This window comes from Bradyrhizobium sp. UFLA06-06 (assembly GCF_054820065.1).
Genome location: NZ_JADFUD010000018.1, coordinates 1 through 18,523 on the forward strand (window position 1 = coordinate 1; position 18,523 = coordinate 18,523).

Genomic DNA, 18,523 nt, shown 5'->3' on the forward strand with positions numbered 1-18,523 from the left:
CCGCTGTCCGGTTCCTCAGGCGTTGTTGCCGAACAGAACAGGCAGTTGACGCGGGCCGCGCACCGTGCCTTCCGACCAGGTGACCTTGCCGGCCGGATCGAGCCGGAAATCCGGGATCCGCTTCAGCCATTCCTCGATCGCGACCTGCATCTCCATGCGCGCGAGGTTGGAACCGACGCAGCGGTGAATGCCGAGGCCGAAGGCGGCGTGGCGGTTCTCCTCGCGGTCGATCACCACCTTGTCCGCATCGGGGAACATGGCGGGATCGCGATTGGCGGCGGGGAAGGACAACAGCACCATGTTGCCCGCCTTCACCGGGCAGCCGGAAATCGTGGTCTCCTTCATCACCTCGCGCGCCATCGTCACCGGCGAATAGGCGCGCAGGAATTCCTCGATCGCGGTCGGGATCAGTGCCGGCTCCGCGGTCAGGCGCTCGCGATCGGCCGGCGTCTTGGCGAGATGCCAGAGCGAGGAGCCGATCGCGCTCCAGGTGGTGTCGATGCCGGCGATCAGAAGCAGCCGCAGCGAGCCGAGCACGTGCTCGTCGGTGAGCGGCTGGCCGCCGGGACCCTTGGCCCGCAGCAGCTGCGAGATCAGATCGTCGCCCGGCTCAAGCTTGCGCTGCTCGAGATGGGCCACGAAGTAGCCGGTCATCTCGCGTACGCCGTTCATCAGCTCGTCTTCGTTCTTGATGCCGAGTTCGAGGATCTGGTGGATCCATTTGATGAAGAGATCGCCGTCCTTCTCGGGAATCCCCAGCATGTGGGCGATGGCGCGCACCGGGATGTGCTTGGTGTAGCGCGCGGCGGCGTCGCAATGGCCATCGGCGATGAAGTCGTCGATCAGCTCGTTGCAGATCGCGCGCACCCGCGGCTCCAGCCGCTTCATCGCGTCCGGCGTGAACGGCGGCAGCAGCACCTGCTTGGCCGGCTTGTGCTCCGGCGGATCGGAGGTGATCGGCGGCGCGCGGGCGGTGATCTCGGGGCGGATGTCGCGCACGATGACGCGGCGCGAGGAGAAGTGCTCGGTGTCGTAGGCGATCTCCTTCACCGCCTGATAGGTGGTCGGCATGTAGCAGCCGAGGAAACGCTCGGTATGGACGACGGGCGATGCCGCGCGCAGCGTCTCCCAGATCGGGAACGGGTCGTCGGTCCAGACCGGATCGGTATGGTCGAAATCGTGTACCCAGTCGGAGACCGGGGGATGTTCGGGCAGATAGCTTGCGGACGGGGAATCGGACATCAGCTCGTTTCCTTCTCGTTCGATCAAACGCTGGTCGGCTCAACGGGCGGCGCGCAGCCATCCCTTGGCCGGAGCTATTCCTCGGTGACTTCGATCGCGATTTCCGGGCAATTGGTCTGCGCGAGCCAGGCCTTGTCCTCGAGCCCGGCCGGGACGGTCCCGTCGCCGACCTCATGGGCGTTGCCGTATTCGTCGAGCTCGAACAGTTCGGGGGCGAGTGATTTGCAGCGGGCGTGACCCTGGCACTTGTCCTGGTCGACGCGGATTCTGAGCTTGGACATGCAAGCGCTCTCCCTCGGCTCTGGCGCATTGTGGGTTGCGCCCGGTTCCTCATTCCAGTTTATGCAAGTTCTTGGCTTGCTTGGGCGGCCGGTCTCTTAACCGGATCGCCAAGTTATAGCATATTACATTATCGTCGCGCTTGCGCGTCAAGTGAAAATTCAGCGATCATTGCCGCAATGGGACAAATCGTTCGTAAGCCGTTCAAAACCTACCACCATGGCGACCTCCGCGAAGCCCTGATCCAGGCCGCGTTACGCGAGGTCGAGCTCGGTGGTCCCGAGGCGATCAGCATCAAGGCGCTGGCCAAGCAGCTCGGCGTCTCGCAGCCGGCGCCGTACCGGCATTTCGCCGACCGCGAGGCGCTGCTGGAGGCGGTGACCGCGGAAGCGTTCCGGCAGTTCAACGTGATCATGCGCGAGGCGATCGAGCAGTCGGGCAAGGGCTCGAAACTGTCGCGCTTTGCCCAGGCCGCGCTCGCCTTCGGGCTGGAGCGCCACGGCATCTACCGGCTGATGTTCGCGTCGCGCACCATGGCCTGCGCGCCCAAGGGCAGCGAGCTGCACACCGCGGCGATGGAAACGCTGGCACTGCTGATCGAGTCGTTCGAGGCGCCGGCGGTCGGGCTCTTGCGCGAGCGGCAGGCGCTGAAGATCTGGGCCGGACTGCACGGCATCGTGATGCTCGCCGAGCAGGGCCTGCTCACCGGCGAGTCCGCGCAGATCAGCCGCGAGGAGTTGCTGGACGAAATCGTCGAGCAGACCAAGGCAGCACTCACGGTGGCGCTGCAGGCGACGGAGGATAGGGCGTAGGCTTCGCGACTTGGGGCCGCATCAACAAATTCATCACCTCATCCTGAGGAGCTTGCGCAGCAAGCGTCTCGAAGGATGAGGCCACAGACCGGGCCTCATGGTTCGAGACGGCGCTGCGCGCCTCCTCACCATGAGGAAAAAGCCTTACTTCGGCGGACGCGGATCGATCGGCGTGGTGCCGCGCACGCCCAGAATGTCCTCCAGCACTTTCGCGCCGGCCAGCAGCAGCGCTTCGGCACGCGGCTTTGCGACCATCTGCAGGCCCACCGGCAGACCCGAGGCGGTGAAGCCGCAGGGCAGCGACAGCGCCGGACAACAGGCCAGCGTGATCGCGTAGACGATGCCGAGCCATTCGACGTAATTGTCGAACTTCTTGCCGTCGCACTCGGCGACATAGCGGTTCTCGACTGGGAATGGCGCAACGATGGTCGCGGGCGCCAGCAGCAGGTCGTACTTGTCGAAGAATTCGAGCGCACGCGCCGTCATCGCGACGCGCTGCGCCTCGGCGCGTTCGAGCTTCTCGACCGTGAGCTTCAACCCTTCCTCGATGTTCCAGATCACCTCGGGCTTCAGCAAATCGCGCCTGGTGCGCAGCAATTCGGCCTTGCTGATCGCGAAATCGAACGCGCGCAGCACGTGGAAGCATTCATGGGCTTCGCGCAAATCGGGATGCGCCTCCTCGACGATCGCACCGGCTTCCGCAAACCGCTCCGCCGCCTTGCGGGTCACAGCCCTGACCTCGGGATCGACCGGCGTGATGCCGAGATCGGGCGAATAGGCGATGCGCTTCGGCTTCTGGTTCGAACGCGCCGCCGACAGGAATGAGGTCGGCAGTGCGGGCAGCGACAGCGGATCGGCGGCATGCTCGCCGCTCATCGCGTCGAGCAGCAGCGCGAGGTCCTCGACATTGCGCGCCATCGGTCCTTGCACCCCGAGGGTACGGTCGACACCGAACTTCGGCGTGTGCGCGACGCGGCCGATCGACGGCCGCAGGCCGACGATGCCGCAGAAGCTCGCCGGGTTGCGCAGGCTGCCGCCCATGTCGGAGCCGTGTGCGAGCCACGCGGTGCCGCTCGCAAGGGCCGCGGCGGCGCCGCCGGAGGAGCCGGCCGCCGAGCGTGACGTGTCCCAGGGATTGCGGGTCGGACCGAACACCTCGTTGAAGGTGTTGGCGCCGGCGCCGAATTCCGGCGTGTTCGACTTGGCGTAGATCACGCCACCGTTCTGTTCGAGGCGCTCGACCAGGATGTCCGACTTCGCGGGGACGTTGTCCTTGAAGATCGGCGAGCCCAGCGTGGTCAGCACGCCGGAGACGGCGGTGAGGTCCTTGATCGGAACGGGAAGGCCCGCGAGCAGGCCGCGCTCGCTGACCGGCTTCTGCATCAGGGCCTTGGCGTGGCCGCGGGCGCGGTCGAAGCAGAGCGTCGGCAGTGCGTTGACCTTGCCGTCCACCTCGGCGATGCGCGTCTCCAGCACGTCGAGCAGATCGAGCGGCGTGACGTCACCGGCCTTCAGCTTTTCGACGACGGCACACGCCGTTTCCTTCACCAAGCCATGATCAGCCATGCGCCGTTGCTCCTATGCCTTCCGTTTGCTTGTGCTGTAGAACATTTCCTGCCGTCGTGGCAATGCGACGTGAACGGAAGGGGCAGGGATGGCAGCGTTGTTTTCCGCGCTGGACTGGCGCGCAATGAGCCAAGAGGAGCGCGATCTCGGTCTGAACAACGGCGTTGCCGTCAAGGGTAGCGCCGAGATCGCTGCGGGCTGGGAGCAGCGCTCGGCGGCACTGCGGCAAAAGCACGCCGGCCATCTCGACCTCAGATACGGCCCGCGCGAGCGCAACCGGATCGACTTCCTGAAAGCCCGCGACGGCGCGCCGACGCTGCTGTTCATCCACGGCGGCTACTGGCAGACCCGTGCCAAGGAGGTGTTCACGATCTTCGCCGAGGGGCCGATGGCCCATGGCATCAATGTCGCGCTGATCGGCTATACGCTGGCGCCGGATGCGACGCTCGATGACATCGTCGCCGAGATCCATGCCGGCATCGACTTTCTGGCCGGGCAGTTGCCCGCGCTCGGGGCCGCTGCCGAGCGCATCGTGGTGTCGGGCTGGTCGGCCGGCGGACATTTGACATCGATGGCGCTGTCGAACGCCCATGTCCGGGCCGGCATGGCGATCTCGGGCATCTACGACCTCGAGCCGATCAGGCATTCGTACCTCAACGAAAAGCTCAAGCTCGACGAAGCGGCGTCGCGGCGCAACTCGCCGATGATGGCGGAAGGCGGCACGGCAAAGCCGCTGTCGCTGGTGGTCGGCAGCGCCGAATTGCCGCTGCTGCGCAAGCAGACAGCCGATTTCGCCGGCCATCGCGCCCGTTACGGCCTGCCGGTGACCTATGAGGAGATCGCCGGCGCCGATCATTTCTCCATCATGAACCAGATGCTGGCGCCGCAGGGCCGCATCACGACCCTGATCCGGCAGCTGTTCGAGCGGACGGCGAGTTGACGTCATCCTGAGAGGCTGTGACGCTTTCGCCGCCGTCATTGCGAGGAGCGATAGCGACGAAGCAATCCATTTCTCCGCTTGCGGCGCGATGGATTGCTTCGCTTCGCTCGCAATGACGTGGATGGAGCGACGCGTACTATCACCGTCATCCTGAGGTGCGAGCGGAGCGAGCCTCGAAGGATGACGTAGCCCGTGGCCCATCCTTCGAGACGGCCGCTTTGCGGCCTCCTCAGGATGACGGTGAAAGAAGTGGCGCGATCGGGATTAACCCCACCCCGACGTCAGCCCGCCATCCACGGTATAGATCACGCCGGACGTATAGCCGGCGCGGTCGGACGCCAGGAACGCCATCAGGTCGCCGATCTCGCGTGCATGTGCGGGCCGGCCGAGCGGCAGGCCCTTCTGCAATTCCTTGTAGCGGTTCTCGTCGCCGAACTGGTTCCTGGCGCGGGTCTTGAGCAGCGTGACGTGGCGGTCGGTGCCGACAGGGCCGGGATTGATGCCGACGACACGGATATTGTCGGCGAGGCTCTTGCCGCCGAGCGCGCGGGTGAAGGCCATCAGCGCCGCATTGCCCGCGCTGCCGCAGATGTAGTTGGCGTCGAACTTCTCGCCGGCCGCGCCGATGTCGTTGACGATCACGCCGCCGCCGCGCGCCTTCATCTGGGCGTAGATCGCGCGCGTCAGATTGACGTAACCGAACACCTTGAGTTCCCAGGCATGCCGCCAGGTCGCCTCGTCGATCTTGTCGATCGAGCCGCCCGGGATGTCGCCGGCATTGTTGACGAGGATGTCGATGTCGGCGGCCTCTCCGGCGAGGCGCGCGAGATCCTCGGGCTTGCGCAGATCCACCACGCTGGTTGCGGCAGATATCTGGTGCGCGGAGCGCAGCCGCTCGGCCAGTGCCTTCAATTGCTCGCCGTTGCGGGCGGCGAGCAGCAAATTGGCGCCTTCCTCGGCAAAGGCTTCGGCGGCGGCTGCGCCAATGCCCTTGGAGGCGCCGGTGATCAGGACACGCTTGCCGCGCAGATGCAGATCCATGGGATGTCTCGCTTGGTATGAGGAGTGGTGTCGGCGAATTTGGTGGGGCAGGGTCGCGCCGCGGTCAACACTGCACTGCAGCGTTGCGCTCGCGCGAAGTTTGGTCCATTGCAGGATCATCAGAATAGGCGGCATTGCCGGCCGGGCAAATCACAAGGGTGTTCTCGATGAGCAGCAAAAAGCAGTATCGGATTGCGGTCATTCCCGGTGACGGCATCGGCAAGGAAGTGATGCCGGAGGGCCTGCGCGTCATCGAGACGGCGGCCAAGAAGCACGGCGTCGACGTGAAGTTCGACCATTTCGACTTCGCCTCCTACGACTATTACGAGAAGCACGGCGAGATGATGCCGGCCGACTGGAAGGACAAGATCGGCAAGCATGATGCGATCTACTTCGGCGCGGTCGGCTGGCCGGCCAAGATTCCGGATCACATCTCGCTCTGGGGCTCGTTGATCAAGTTCCGCCGCGAATTCGACCAATATGTCAATCTGCGCCCGGTGCGGCTGATGCCCGGCGTGCCGTCGCCGCTGGCGAACCGTAAGCCCGGCGACATCGATTTCTGGGTGGTGCGCGAGAACACCGAGGGCGAATACTCCTCGGTTGGCGGCCGCATGTTCCCGGACACCGACCGCGAATTCGTCACGCAACAGACCGTGATGACCCGCACCGGCGTCGACCGCATCCTGAAATTCGCGTTCGATCTGGCGCAGTCGCGGCCGAAGAAGCATCTGACCTCGGCGACCAAGTCGAACGGCATCTCCATCACCATGCCCTATTGGGACGAGCGCGTGGAGGCGATGGCCAAGAAGTATCCCGGCGTGAAGTGGGACAAGTACCACATCGACATCCTGACCGCGAATTTCGTGCTGCATCCGGACTGGTTCGACGTCGTGGTCGGCTCCAATCTGTTCGGGGACATTCTTTCCGATCTCGGACCGGCCTGCACCGGCACGATCGGCATCGCGCCGTCGGGCAACATCAATCCGGAAGGCGATTTCCCCTCGGTGTTCGAGCCGGTCCACGGCTCGGCGCCTGACATTGCGGGGCAGGGCATTGCCAACCCGATCGGCATGATCTGGTCGGGCGCGATGATGCTGGAGCATCTCGGCGAGAAGCAGGCAGCTAGCGCCATCGTCGGCGCGATCGAGCGCACGCTCGGCGAACGCACGCTGCGGACGCGCGACCTCGGCGGCAATGCCGACACCACGGCGTGCGGCAAGGCCGTCGCGGAGATGGTGGATTAGTTCGCGCCGTCAATCACGGGGTCGTCCTGGCGAAAGCCAGGACCCATTACCCCGAGTGCTTGTTGTATTGCTGGTTCTGACCACCGCCCTGCGCGATGACGCAGGCCGGTGGTTATGGGTCCCGGCTCGCGCGGAGCCTGTCATCGGGCGGCGCTTTGCGCCGGGACGACGGTGAAATTACCCCTTCACGATCCTGCGGCAGTGCTCCCACGCCGCGTGGATCAAATTCTCGCTCGCCTCGGGCGTGCGGAAGGCGGAGTGCGCCGACAGCGTCACGTTCGGGATCTTTGTCAACGGATGATCCTTCGGCAGTGGCTCGATGTTGTAGACGTCGAGGCCGGCGTGGCGGATGTGGCCCGAATTGAGTGCATCGATCATCGCCTGCTCGTCGACGATCGCGCCGCGGGCAGTATTGATCAGCACCACGCCCTCTTTCATCTTCGCGATCTTGTCGCGTGTGATCAGGCCGCGGGTCTCGTCGTTCAGCAGCAGATGGATCGAGACCACGTCGCTGTTGGCCAGCACGGTGTCGAGCTCGACGAATTCGATGCCCGGATGGCTCTTCGGCGACCGGTTCCAGGCGATCACCTTCATGCCGCTGCCGAGCGCGATGCGGGCGACCTCGGCGGCGATACCGCCGAAGCCGACGAGGCCGAGCGTCTTGCCGGTGAGCTGCATGCCGTCCTCGCGCAGCCAGTTGCCGGCGCGCATCTCGCGGTCCATCTGCGCGATCACCCGCGCCGACGACCACATCAGCGCGATCGCCGATTCCGCGACCGCGGTGTCGCCATAGCCCTTGATCAGGTGCACGGAAATGCCGAGCTCGGCGAGCTCTTCCGGGTTCATGTAGCTGCGCGCGCCGGTGCCGAGGAACACGACGTGCTTCAGGCCGGCGCACTTCTTCGCAACATCGGTCGGCAGCGCGGTGTGGTCGACCACCGCGATCTCGGCGCCGTCGAGCACCGCCGGATAGTCCTCGGACTTGATGTCGGGGTTGCGGTTGATCCGCATCCTGGGATCGCCTGACTTTTCCAGGCGCTCCGTGATGACAGCGAGCGATTCATTGGCGTCGACAAACACTGCGCGCACGAAAGCCTCCATCGAGGGGAGAAAGGAAGATCAGGACGCGACGCCGGCGAGCGCCAGCACCGTATGCATCAGGACGTTGGCGCCGGCAGCGCAATCGGTCTGCTTGGCATCTTCCAGCTCGTTGTGGCTGATGCCGTCCTTGCAGGGCACGAACACCATCGCGGCCGGCATCACCGTGTTGAGGTTGCAGGCGTCGTGGCCGGCGCCCGAGGTGATGCGGCGGTGCGAATAGCCGAGCTGCTTGGCCGCGTTCTCGACCGCGTCGACCAGCTTGGGATCGAAATGCGTCGGCGCCTTGCGCCAGACGAGATCGAGCTGCACCTCGACCTTGCGCTTTGCTGCGATCTCGCTCACAGCGGCACGCAGGTCGCGATCCAGCGCATCCATGATCCCAGCGTCGGCGCTGCGGCAATCCACCGTGAAGGCGATCTCGCCGGGGATGACGTTGCGCGAGGGTGCGGCGATCACGGCCTCGCCGATGGTGCCGACTGCCTTCGGGCCGTGCTTCTTCGCGATGCTCTCCATCGCCAGCACGATCTCCGACAACGTCGCCAGCGCATCGCGGCGCAGCGGCATCGGGGTCGAACCGGCGTGGCTCTCGAAGCCGGTGATCTTGCCGTCGTACCACAACACGCCCTGACCGGAATCGACCACGCCGATGGTCTTGTTCTCGGCCTCCAGGATCGGACCCTGCTCGATATGCAGCTCGACGAAGCTGGTGAACTTCTGGCGGCCGACCGGGGCGTCGCCGCGATAGCCAATCGTGTCCAGCGCCTGCGCCACCGTGACGCCCTCGGCGTCCTTGCGCGACAGGATGTCGTCGGTGGTGAAGTCGCCGACATAGGCGGCCGAGGCCATCATCGCCGGCGCAAAGCGCGAGCCTTCCTCATTGGTCCAGTTGCAGATGCAGATCGGCAGCTCGGTCTCGATCCCGGCATCGTTCAGCGTGCGCACCATTTCGAGCGCCGCCAGCGTGCCGAGGATGCCGTCATATTTGCCGCCGGTCGGCTGGGTGTCGAGATGCGAGCCGACGCCGATCGGCGGCTTCGACATATCCCGTCCCTTTCGCAGCCCGAACATCGAGCCGAGGGCATCGACCTGCACCTCGAGGCCGGCGTCCTGGCACGCCTTGCGGAACCAGTCGCGCACCTGCTTGTCTTCGGCGCTCAGGGTCAGCCGCCGCACACCGCCCTTGGGCGTTGCACCGAACTGCGCGGTTTCGTGGATGGTGCCCCAGAGGCGGGCGGAATCGATCTGCAGGTTGGTGGCGGCTCGGCTCATGCTGACATTCCATTTGTATTCGGTCATTCCGGGATGGTCCGAAGGACCAGACCCGGAATCTCGAGATTCCGGGTTCGATGCTCGCGCATCGCCCCGGAATGACAGTTCATCTCCGGCAATCGTTCAATGACGCGCCACTCTCGCGCCGTCAACCGCCACGCTCGCCTGCGCGATCTGCCGGGCGAGATTGGCGACACGCTCGATGGCGACCGCATCGGGCGAGGCGAGCCAGCTCGCGGTGAAGGTGAGGGGCGGCAGCTTGAGGTCGGTGTCGAGCAGTTGCAGCCGCCCGTCGGCAAGCTCGTTCTCGACGATCGCCGCCGGGATCACAGCGATGCCAAGCCCTTCATTGGCCATGTGGATCACGGTCGCGAGCGAGGTCGAGGCGTGCAGCCGGATCGGCGGCAGATCGGGGGCGTTGAACAGCGCGCGCACGGTCTCGTAGGGCTGGGTCTTGCGCGGAAAAGTGATGATCGGAAACCGCGCCAGATCCTGCCGCGCCACGGGGCCGTCGCCGAGGCCGAGCGCCGGGCTCGCCAGGAAACCGATCGGGTAATCGCACAGCACATGGTTGTGCGCGCCGGACGCCGAGACCGGCCCAAGCACGAAGGCGAGCTCGATCTCCTGCGCCAGCAGCCGCTGCGTCAGATTGGGCGTGATGTCGACCTCGATCTCGAGCGACAGGTTCGGGTAGATCTCGTTGACGCTCTTGACGAGGCGCGGCAGCCAGGTGTGCACGATGGTCTCCGCGACACCGAGCCGCAGTGCGCCGCGCATCGCCGAACGGTCGCCGACCTCGGCCATCATCTCCGAACGCAGGCCGATCAGCTTCTCGGCATAGATCATCATCAGCCGTCCACTCGGGGTCGGCGAGGCCACCCGGTGGTCGCGGTTGAGCAGCTTGACGCCCATTTCGCGCTCGAGCTGGGCAATGCGCTGGGAGATCGCCGGCTGGGTGGTGTTGAGCCGCTGGGCGGCGCCGCGAAAGCTGCCGAGCTTGACGACCCAAAGGAATGTCTCGATCGAGCGGAAGTCCGTCATTGGAAGCATTTTCCAGATCGATAAATCTGTTTTATCGATTTTGATTAGAAAGGACGATTAGACATTATATCACGCTTGGTGTTGGTTTGTCCTTGTCGAGATTATGGGCAGGAGAATCCCATGACTGTTTTTGCGGCAGTGCAGCGATCTCAAGGGGAACCAGTGCTGGCGAGCGTCGAAGCGCGCCGCGCCTGCCGTGACGGCGTGGCCTCCGCCACCACAGCCGGTCTCGCCAACGGTTTCGTCCAGGGCAATCTCGCGATCCTGCCGGAAAAACTCGCCGGCGCCTTCCACCGCTTCTGCCAGCTCAATCCGAAGCCGTGCCCGATCATCGGCATGTCCGACGTCGGCGATCCCCGCATTCCGGCGCTCGGCCTCGACCTCGACATCCGCACCGACGTGCCGCGCTACCGGGTCTGGCGCGACGGCGAGGTGGCGGACGAGCCGGCCGACATCACCAAATACTGGCGCGACGATCTCGTCACCTTCGTGCTCGGCTGCTCCTACTCGTTTGAAGAGGCGCTGCTGGATGAGGGCCTGCCGATCCGTCACATTGAACGCAATCTGCGTGTGCCAATGTACCGGACCAGTATCGCCTGCAGCCCGTCGGGGCCGTTCGCGGGACCCATGGTGGTGTCGATGCGCCCGTTCAAGCCGGCGGATGCGATCCGCGCGGTGCAGATCACCTCGCGCTTTCCGTCGGTGCATGGCGCGCCGGTCCATCTCGGCCATCCGCATGCGATCGGCATCAAGGATATCGCCAAGCCCGATTACGGCGATGCGGTACCGGTCGCCGATGACGAAATCCCGGTGTTCTGGGCCTGTGGCGTCACGCCGCAATCGGTGATCGCAAGTGCGAAGCTGCCGTTCGCGATCACGCATTCGCCGGGCCTGATGCTGGTGACCGATCTCAGGAACAAGCAGCTCGCTGTGCTCTGAATAGGCAATTCGTGCAATTCATTGAGGCTTTACTGCGCGCTACAAGCGTCACATCGATAATAACAAGCTGACCAAGGGGAAATTTCGATGACGATCTCTCGCCGTAACGTGTTGCTGGGTGCCACTGCCGCCGCGGCGCTCGGTCCGATGGCCGCGCGCGCGCAGGCCAGTGAAGTGGCAATCGGCGTGATCTATCCGCTCTCGGGTGCCAGCGCCCAGATCGGCGTCGACGCGCAGCGCGCGTTCGAGACCGCGGCAGACATCATCAACAAGAATTATGATTTCGCGCTGCCGCTCGCCAAGGGCGAGGGCCTGTCCGGCCTCGGCGGCGCCAAGGTCAAGCTGGTGTTCGCCGACCACCAGGCCGATCCGCAGAAGGGCCGCGCCGAAGCCGAGCGCCTGATCACGCAAGAGAAGGTCTGCGCCGTGATCGGCACCTATCAGAGCGCGGTCGCCGTCACCGTCAGCCAGATCTGCGAGCGCTACGGCGTTCCGTTCCTCTCGGCCGACAATTCCTCGCCGAGCCTGCATCGCCGCGGCCTGAAATACTATTTCCGCGCCTCGCCGCATGACGAGATGTTCTCGACCGCGATGTTCGACTTCTTCGATGCGATGAAGAAGAAGGGCCAGAAGATCGAAACGCTGGCGCTGTTCCACGAGGACACCATCTTCGGCACCGATTCTGCGAACGCGCAGACCAAGCTCGCCGCCGAGCGCGGCTACAAGATCGTGGCCGACATCAAGTACCGCGCTAACTCGCCGTCGCTGACCGCCGAGGTGCAGCAGCTCAAGGCGGCAAATGCCGACGTGCTGATGCCGTCGAGCTACACCACCGACGCGATCCTCCTGGTCAAGACCATGGCCGAGCTCGGCTACAAGCCGAAGAACATCATGGCGCAGGACGCCGGCTTCTCCGAGAAGGCGACCTACGACGCGGTCGGCGACAAGCTCGAGGGCGTGATCTCGCGCGGCAGCTTTTCGCTCGACCTGGCGCAGAAGCGGCCGATGGTCGGTCTGATCAACGAGATGTACCGCGCCAAGTCCGGCAAGGACTTCAACGACTATTCGTCGCGCCAGTTCATGGGCCTGATCGTGATGGCCGACGCCATCAACCGCGCCAAGTCGACCGACGGCGAGAAGATCCGCGAGGCGCTGGTCGCGACCGACATGCCGGGCGATCAGACCATCATGCCGTGGCGGCGCGTCAAGTTCGACGAGATGGGGCAGAACAACTTCGCCGATCCGGTGCTGTTGCAGTACTCCGCGAAGAACTTCGTGACGATCTTCCCGGAACAGGCCGCCGTCTCCGAGGCGATCTGGCCGATGAACAGCTGATCGGTCGGGCTTAAGAGGGGGCAGACGGCGGTGACAGCCGAAGACATCATTCGGAGTCTCGCATGTTCCGTCATTGCGAGCGAAGCGAAGCAATCCACATCTCCGCGAAAAGGAAGCATGGATTGCTTCGTCGCTTCGCTCCTCGCAATGACGGGGGCTAAGGACAATGGTCGGAACATGGAGCGTCGACGGTGACAGCCGAGACCATTATCCAGAGTTTGGCGAGCGGCCTGTTGATGGGGCTGCTCTACGGACTGATCGCCGCAGGCCTCGCATTGATCTTCGGATTGATGGACGTCGTGAATTTCGCGCACGGCGAGTTCCTGATGATCGCGATGTACGCGACCTTCTTCCTGTTCGCGTTCTTCGCGATCGATCCCTTGCTCTCGGCGCCGCTGGTCGCCGCGGCGCTGTTCGTGTTCGGTGCGGTGGTCTATCTGTTGATCGTCCGCTTCGCGATGCGGGCCAAGGCCAATGCCGGCATGGTGCAGATCTTCTCGACCTTCGGGCTTGCGATCGTGATGCGGGGCCTCGCCCAGTTCTTCTTCACGCCCGACTACCGCAGCGTCACCAACTCCTGGGTCGGCGGCAAGACGGTGTCGATCGCCGGCATCTATCTGCCGGAGCCGCAGCTGATCGGCGCGATGCTCTCGATCGCGGCCTTCGTCGCGCTCTACTTCTTCATCAATCGCACCGATTTCGGCCGCGCGCTCGAGGCGACGCGCGAGGACGCCGGCGCAGTGGCGCTGGTCGGTATAGACAAGAACCGGGTGTTCGCGCTCGGCTGGGGCCTCGGTGCGGCGCTGGTCGGCCTCGCCGGCGCCATCATGGCGATCTTCTTCTACGTCTATCCCGATGTCGGCGCGTCGTTCGCCCTGATCGCCTACGTCACCGTGGCGCTCGGCGGCTTCGGCAGCGTGTTCGGCGCCTTTGCCGGCGGCATCATCGTCGGCCTGGTGGAGGCGACCACCGCGCTGATCCTGCCGCCGTCGCTGAAATCGGTCGGCATCTATGCCGTTTACCTGCTGGTCGTCTTCATCCGCCCGCGTGGCCTGTTCGGATCGATGTGATGGACACCCAGTTCGCCCAACGCCGCAGGCGTGACCTGATCGTGGCGCTTTGCCTCGCGGTGATCGCCGCGCTGGTGCCGCTGTTCGTCAAGGACGTCTACGTCCAGAACATCATGGTGCTGACGCTGATGTACGCGGCGCTGTCGCAGAGCTGGAACATCTTGTCCGGCTATTGCGGACAGATCTCGCTCGGCCATGCGCTTTATTTCGGGCTCGGCGCCTATACCACAGCGCTCCTGTTCACCAAGTTCGGCGTGCTGCCGTGGTTCGGCATGCTGGCCGGCGGGGCGATCTCCGCATTGATCGCGATGGCGCTCGGCTATCCCTGCTTCCGCCTGCGCGGCCATTATTTCGTGATCGCGACCATCGTGATCGCCGAGATCGCGCTGCTGCTGATCCAGAACTGGGATTGGGCCGGCGCGGCGCTCGGCATCGACATCCCGGTGCGCGGCGACAGCTGGCTGAAATTCCAGTTCACCCGTTCGAAGCTGCCTTACTTCTATTTCGCGCTGGCGTTGGCCTGCGTCGCCTGGTTCGTCACCTGGTGGCTGGAAGATTCCAAATGGGGCTATTGGTGGCGCGCGGTGAAGGACAACCCGGACGCGGCCGAAAGCCTCGGCGTGGTCGTGTTCAATTCCAAGATGGGCGCGGCGGCGGTCTCGGCCTTTCTCGTTGCGGTCGGCGGCAGCTTCTACGCCCAGTTCGTCTCCTACATCGATCCTGAAAGCGTGATGGGCTTCCAGTTCTCGCTGCTGATGGCGCTGCCCGCGGTGCTTGGCGGTATTGGCACCCTGTGGGGGCCGGTGCTCGGCGCGGTCATCCTGATCCCGCTCACCGAGCTGACGCGCTCGTTCATCGGCGGCTCCGGGCGCGGCGTCGACCTCATCGTCTACGGCACGCTGATTGTCGTGATCTCACTGGCGCTGCCGCGCGGCCTGGTCAGCGTGTTCTCCCTGCGCAAGGGAGCGGCACGATGACGGCGCTTCTGGAAACGCGCGGCGTTTGGCAGCGCTTCGGCGGCCTCGTCGCCAACAGCGACGTCTCGATTTCGGTCGGGCGCGGCGAGATCGTCGGCCTGATCGGCCCGAACGGCGCCGGCAAGTCGACGCTGTTCAACCTGATCGCGGGCGTGCTGCCGCCGACCCAGGGCTCGATCATCTTCGACGGCGAGGACGTGACAAAGCTGCCGGCGGCGGAACGCTGCCAGCGCGGTGTCGGGCGCACCTTTCAGGTCGTCAAGAGCTTCGAGACCATGACCGTCATCGATAACGTCATCGTCGGCGCCCTGATCCGCAACACCAAGATGCGCATTGCGCGGCAGAAGGCCTATGAGGTGCTGGAGTTCTGCGGACTTGCCGCGCGCGCCGACAAGCTTGCCGCTGATCTGGTGCCGTCGGAGAAGCGCCGGCTCGAGGTCGCCCGCGCGCTCGCCACCGAGCCGAAGCTGCTGCTGCTCGACGAAGTCCTCACCGGGCTGACGCCGGTCGAGGCACAGACCGGCGTCGAGCTGGTGCGCAAGGTCCGCGCCACCGGCGTCACCGTGCTGATGGTCGAGCACGTCATGGAGATCGTGATGCCGCTGGTCGATCGTGCCATCGTGCTCAATCTCGGCAAGGTGCTGGTCGAGGGCAAGCCGACTGAGGTCGTCCGCAATCCGGAAGTCATTTCTGCCTATCTCGGGGATCGTCATGCTGTCGGTGCGTGAAGTCACCACCGCCTATCAGGGCCTCGTCGCGATCTCCTCGGTGTCGATCGACGTCACCAAGGGCGAGATCGTCTGCGTCGCCGGCGCCAACGGCGCGGGCAAGTCGACATTGCTCAAGTCGATCGCCGGTGCCGAGCGGCCGCGCGCAGGCACCGTCACCTTCGACGGCAAGCGAATCGACGGCCAGCCGCAGCACGTCATCACATCAAGCGGCATCGCCTACGTGCCGGAGAACCGCCGGCTGTTTCCGCGGCTCTCGGTGCGCGACAATCTGCGGCTCGGCAGCTATCTCTACCGCAGCCAATCCGACCGCGACGCGCCGCTCGATCTGGTGTTCAAGCTGTTCCCGCGACTCGGCGAACGGCTCGACCAGCGTGCCGAGACCTTGTCCGGCGGCGAGCAGCAGATGCTCGCGATCGGCCGCGCGCTGATGACGCGGCCGCGGCTTCTGATGCTCGACGAACCGTCGCAGGGCATCATGCCGAAACTGGTCGACGAGATCTTCCAGGCCGTGAAGCGCATCCGCGACGCCGGCATGACGGTGCTGATCGTCGAGCAGCGCATGGCCGAATGCCTCGAGATCGCCGACCGCGCCTACATCCTGCAAACCGGCCGCGTGCTGATGCAGGGCACCGCCGCCGAGATCAGCGGCAATCCGGATGTGCGCAAGGCGTATCTGGGGCTGTAGCGACGGAATATCTCCACGCTCGCACCTCCAGCGACAAAGGCTTCGCCTTTGCGCGGGGATGACGCCAGTGTATGTGGTGCGCGCTATCCAGCCCGTAGCCGGATGAGCGCAGCGACATCCGGGGCGTCCCGCATATCGATGCGCTCATGCGGGCTACTGATCCAGCCCACGCAGCCTACTTGCCCTCGTCGATCTTCTCGACCTTGGCGGCGAGGTCCGGCACGCGGCTGACGCGATAGGTCGCGTTGCTGCAGGTCAGCGTCCAGGCCTCGTTGTCGGGCTTCGAGAGCTTGTCGTCCCGCTCGGCCTTGAGCGGCTTGTCGCAAGGATAGCCCTGCGCGCGCAGCTGGGTTGCCAGCATGCCTTGCAAGGTCTCTTCGGTCCGTGCGTCAGACGCCGCAAGGCCAACGGCGAACGGAACCGCTAACGCCAAGCCTGTGAACCTCATCATGACTGTCTTCCGCATATCGATCCTCCGCTTGATCTAGTGAGGGTGATCCGGCAGCACGAGCCCGAACGTCCTGGTCAAATCCGCCACCTGGTCGGGCGACAAATAGCGCGGGTTCAGCCCGCGCAGCAGCAGATAGAGCTTTGCGGTTTCCTCGAGCTCCTCGGTCGCGAACACCGCCGCTTCCAGCGTATCGCCCGACACCACGGGCCCATGATTGGCGAGCAGTACCGATGAATATTTCCCGGCCAGCCCCCGGATCGCGTCGGCAACGGCGGGATCGCCGGGGCGATAATAGGGCACCAGCGCGGTCCGGCCGCACTTCATGACATAATAAGCCGTCATCGGCGGCAGCGCGGCGCGCGGGTCGATCTCGGGCAGCATCGAGAGCGCGACCGAATGGGTCGAGTGCAGGTGCACCACGGCGCCGGCGGAGGCGCGCGTCTGGTAGAGCGCGGTGTGCAGCGGCACTTCCTTGGTCGGGGCGTCGCCGGAGACGAGCCGGCCGTTGCCGTCGAGCCGTGACATCTTCGCCGGATCGAGGAAGCCGAGCGAGGCGTTGGTCGGCGTCACCAGCCAGCCGCCGTCCGCGAGCCGGACGCTGATATTGCCCGAGGACCCCGGCGTCAGGCCGCGCTCGAACAGCGAGCGGCCGAAGCGGCAGATGTCCTCACGAAGCTTTGTTTCGTTCATCCGGTTTCGCTCGTGGCGCCAGCTTTGGCGCTATCCGTTTTCCGCTTTGTCTCATGCTTTGGCAGCGCGGCCAAGCCGTGATAGGCAAGCAGCAACGAGCTTGATCCGGACCCGGAAGGCCGCGCTGGCGCAAAGTGGCGGCCGGTTCTCCGAAAAGGTCATGCTCAAACAACTAAAAATGTTCAGGGATCGCCACATGTCCAGTTCCGCAACATCACGTGTCGCCGTCATCGGGCTGGGCTCGATGGGATACGGCATGGCGACCTCGCTCAGGCGGGCCGGTTTCGAGGTGACCGGCTGCGACGTCACGGCCGATGCGGTGGCGCGCTTCGTCGCCGACGGCGGCAAGGGCGCCAAGTCGCCGGCCGAGGCGGCCCGGGATGCCGACATCGTCGTCAGCGTCGTCGTCAATGCCGCGCAGACTGAAGGGATTCTGTTCGGCAAGGACGGTGTCGCCGAGACCTTGGCCAAGGACGCGGTCTTCATCTCCTCGGCGACCATGGACCCCGATATCGCGCGGCGCCTCGCAAAACAGCTCGAGGCGACCGGTCGGCATTATCTCGACGCCCCGATCTCCGGCGGCGCGCAACGCGCGGCGCAAGGCGAATTGACAATTCTCGCCTCCGGCAGTGCGGCGGCGTTTGCGAAGGCGCGGCCGGCGCTGGATGCGATGGCGGCAAAACTCTACGAGCTCGGCGATGCCGCGGGGCAGGGCGCTGCGTTCAAGATGATCAACCAGCTGCTGGCCGGCGTGCATATCGCGGCCGCCTCCGAGGCGATCGCCTTTGCCGCCAAGCAGGGCCTCGACATCCGCAAGGTGTATGAGGTGATCACCGCCTCCGCCGGCAATTCCTGGATGTTCGAGAACCGCATGCCGCATGTGCTCGACGGCGACTATGCGCCGCGCAGCGCGGTGGAGATCTTCGTCAAGGATCTCGGCATCATCCAGGACATGGCGCGCAATGCACGCTTCCCGGTGCCGGTCTCGGCCGCGGCCTTGCAGATGTTCCTGATGACCGCGGCCGCCGGCATGGGCCGCGACGACGATGCGTCGGTGGCGCGGATGTATGCGCAGGTTACCGGCACCAAGCTTCCAGGCGAGAAATAAGA

The 18,523-nt window shown here is 65.0% G+C and carries 19 protein-coding genes; 10 read left to right on the plus strand and 9 right to left on the minus strand.

All coding sequences use genetic code 11. The features are described 5' to 3' along the window. Nucleotides 1–15: 15 nt before the first annotated feature. Together IF803_RS17250 and IF803_RS17255 are read right to left on the minus strand one after the other, a co-directional pair. Nucleotides 16–1,242: a cytochrome P450 gene (locus IF803_RS17250; protein WP_461192896.1), complete on the minus strand. Its 1,227-nt coding sequence runs from the start codon at nt 1,240–1,242 to the stop codon at nt 16–18. Between the two features lie 74 nt (nt 1,243–1,316). Beyond that, the gene (locus tag IF803_RS17255) at nt 1,317–1,523 is read right to left on the minus strand and encodes a ferredoxin (protein ID WP_016842874.1); all 207 of its coding nucleotides are present in this window, start codon (nt 1,521–1,523) and stop codon (nt 1,317–1,319) included. Between the two features lie 177 nt (nt 1,524–1,700). Between IF803_RS17255 and IF803_RS17260 the strand changes: the two genes are divergently transcribed. Continuing rightward, on the plus strand, nt 1,701–2,333 hold the full coding sequence (locus IF803_RS17260) for a TetR/AcrR family transcriptional regulator (protein WP_018270517.1): 633 nt from the start codon (nt 1,701–1,703) through the stop codon (nt 2,331–2,333). A gap of 144 nt (nt 2,334–2,477) precedes the next feature. Here IF803_RS17260 and IF803_RS17265 read toward each other — a convergent pair whose 3' ends face one another. Continuing rightward, a complete protein-coding gene (locus tag IF803_RS17265; RefSeq protein WP_461192897.1) occupies nt 2,478–3,899 on the minus strand; it encodes an amidase in 1,422 nt (473 codons plus the stop codon). A gap of 88 nt (nt 3,900–3,987) precedes the next feature. Here IF803_RS17265 and IF803_RS17270 point away from each other — a divergent pair, with 88 nt between their 5' ends. Beyond that, nucleotides 3,988–4,839: an alpha/beta hydrolase gene (locus IF803_RS17270; RefSeq protein WP_461192898.1), complete on the plus strand. Its 852-nt coding sequence runs from the start codon at nt 3,988–3,990 to the stop codon at nt 4,837–4,839. A 264-nt stretch (nt 4,840–5,103) separates the two neighbouring features. On the opposite strand, the gene IF803_RS17275 is transcribed toward IF803_RS17270, so the two are convergent. Next, on the minus strand, nt 5,104–5,880 hold the full coding sequence (locus tag IF803_RS17275; RefSeq protein ID WP_461192899.1) for an SDR family oxidoreductase: 777 nt from the start codon (nt 5,878–5,880) through the stop codon (nt 5,104–5,106). Nucleotides 5,881–6,047: 167 nt separating this feature from the next. Here IF803_RS17275 and IF803_RS17280 point away from each other — a divergent pair, with 167 nt between their 5' ends. Next, a complete protein-coding gene (locus IF803_RS17280; RefSeq protein ID WP_461192900.1) occupies nt 6,048–7,124 on the plus strand; it encodes a tartrate dehydrogenase in 1,077 nt (358 codons plus the stop codon). A gap of 177 nt (nt 7,125–7,301) precedes the next feature. On the opposite strand, the gene IF803_RS17285 is transcribed toward IF803_RS17280, so the two are convergent. The 3 genes from IF803_RS17285 to IF803_RS17295 form a co-directional block, all read right to left on the minus strand. Beyond that, nucleotides 7,302–8,213 carry an NAD(P)-dependent oxidoreductase gene (locus IF803_RS17285; protein WP_461192901.1) on the minus strand — a complete coding sequence of 304 codons (912 nt, stop codon included), beginning with the start codon at nt 8,211–8,213 and terminating at the stop codon, nt 7,302–7,304. A gap of 30 nt (nt 8,214–8,243) precedes the next feature. Beyond that, entirely contained in the window at nt 8,244–9,494 is a 1,251-nt protein-coding gene (locus IF803_RS17290) for an allantoate amidohydrolase (protein ID WP_461192902.1), read from the minus strand. 123 nt (nt 9,495–9,617) lie between these two features. Continuing rightward, on the minus strand, nt 9,618–10,535 hold the full coding sequence (locus tag IF803_RS17295) for a LysR family transcriptional regulator (protein ID WP_461192903.1): 918 nt from the start codon (nt 10,533–10,535) through the stop codon (nt 9,618–9,620). A gap of 120 nt (nt 10,536–10,655) precedes the next feature. On the opposite strand from IF803_RS17295, the gene IF803_RS17300 reads away from it, so the two are divergent. The 6 genes from IF803_RS17300 to IF803_RS17325 all read left to right on the plus strand — a co-directional run bounded on the left by IF803_RS17300 (nt 10,656) and on the right by IF803_RS17325 (nt 16,272). After that, nucleotides 10,656–11,474, plus strand: a complete 819-nt coding sequence (locus tag IF803_RS17300; protein WP_411781427.1) for a putative hydro-lyase — start codon at nt 10,656–10,658, stop codon at nt 11,472–11,474. An 87-nt stretch (nt 11,475–11,561) separates the two neighbouring features. Then, the gene (locus tag IF803_RS17305; RefSeq protein ID WP_304499303.1) at nt 11,562–12,809 is read left to right on the plus strand and encodes an ABC transporter substrate-binding protein; all 1,248 of its coding nucleotides are present in this window, start codon (nt 11,562–11,564) and stop codon (nt 12,807–12,809) included. Between the two features lie 191 nt (nt 12,810–13,000). Continuing rightward, nucleotides 13,001–13,879, plus strand: coding sequence for a branched-chain amino acid ABC transporter permease (locus tag IF803_RS17310; RefSeq protein ID WP_026192487.1), 879 nt, complete (start codon nt 13,001–13,003; stop codon nt 13,877–13,879). After that, entirely contained in the window at nt 13,879–14,856 is a 978-nt protein-coding gene (locus IF803_RS17315; protein ID WP_028338763.1) for a branched-chain amino acid ABC transporter permease, read from the plus strand. The genes IF803_RS17310 and IF803_RS17315 overlap by 1 nt, the downstream gene beginning before the upstream one ends. Then, the gene (locus IF803_RS17320) at nt 14,853–15,584 is read left to right on the plus strand and encodes an ABC transporter ATP-binding protein (protein ID WP_028338762.1); all 732 of its coding nucleotides are present in this window, start codon (nt 14,853–14,855) and stop codon (nt 15,582–15,584) included. Before IF803_RS17315 ends, IF803_RS17320 begins: the two co-directional genes overlap by 4 nt. Then, a complete protein-coding gene (locus IF803_RS17325; protein WP_018270525.1) occupies nt 15,568–16,272 on the plus strand; it encodes an ABC transporter ATP-binding protein in 705 nt (234 codons plus the stop codon). The genes IF803_RS17320 and IF803_RS17325 overlap by 17 nt, the downstream gene beginning before the upstream one ends. 175 nt (nt 16,273–16,447) lie before the next feature. On the opposite strand, the gene IF803_RS17330 is transcribed toward IF803_RS17325, so the two are convergent. Further along, a complete protein-coding gene (locus IF803_RS17330) occupies nt 16,448–16,723 on the minus strand; it encodes a hypothetical protein (RefSeq protein WP_018270526.1) in 276 nt (91 codons plus the stop codon). A gap of 33 nt (nt 16,724–16,756) precedes the next feature. Continuing rightward, nucleotides 16,757–17,413, minus strand: a complete 657-nt coding sequence (gene otnC, locus IF803_RS17335; protein ID WP_461192904.1) for a 3-oxo-tetronate 4-phosphate decarboxylase — start codon at nt 17,411–17,413, stop codon at nt 16,757–16,759. Nucleotides 17,414–17,591: 178 nt separating this feature from the next. Between otnC and ltnD the strand changes: the two genes are divergently transcribed. Then, on the plus strand, nt 17,592–18,521 hold the full coding sequence (ltnD, locus tag IF803_RS17340) for an L-threonate dehydrogenase (protein ID WP_411781439.1): 930 nt from the start codon (nt 17,592–17,594) through the stop codon (nt 18,519–18,521). Nucleotides 18,522–18,523 lie beyond the last annotated feature (2 nt).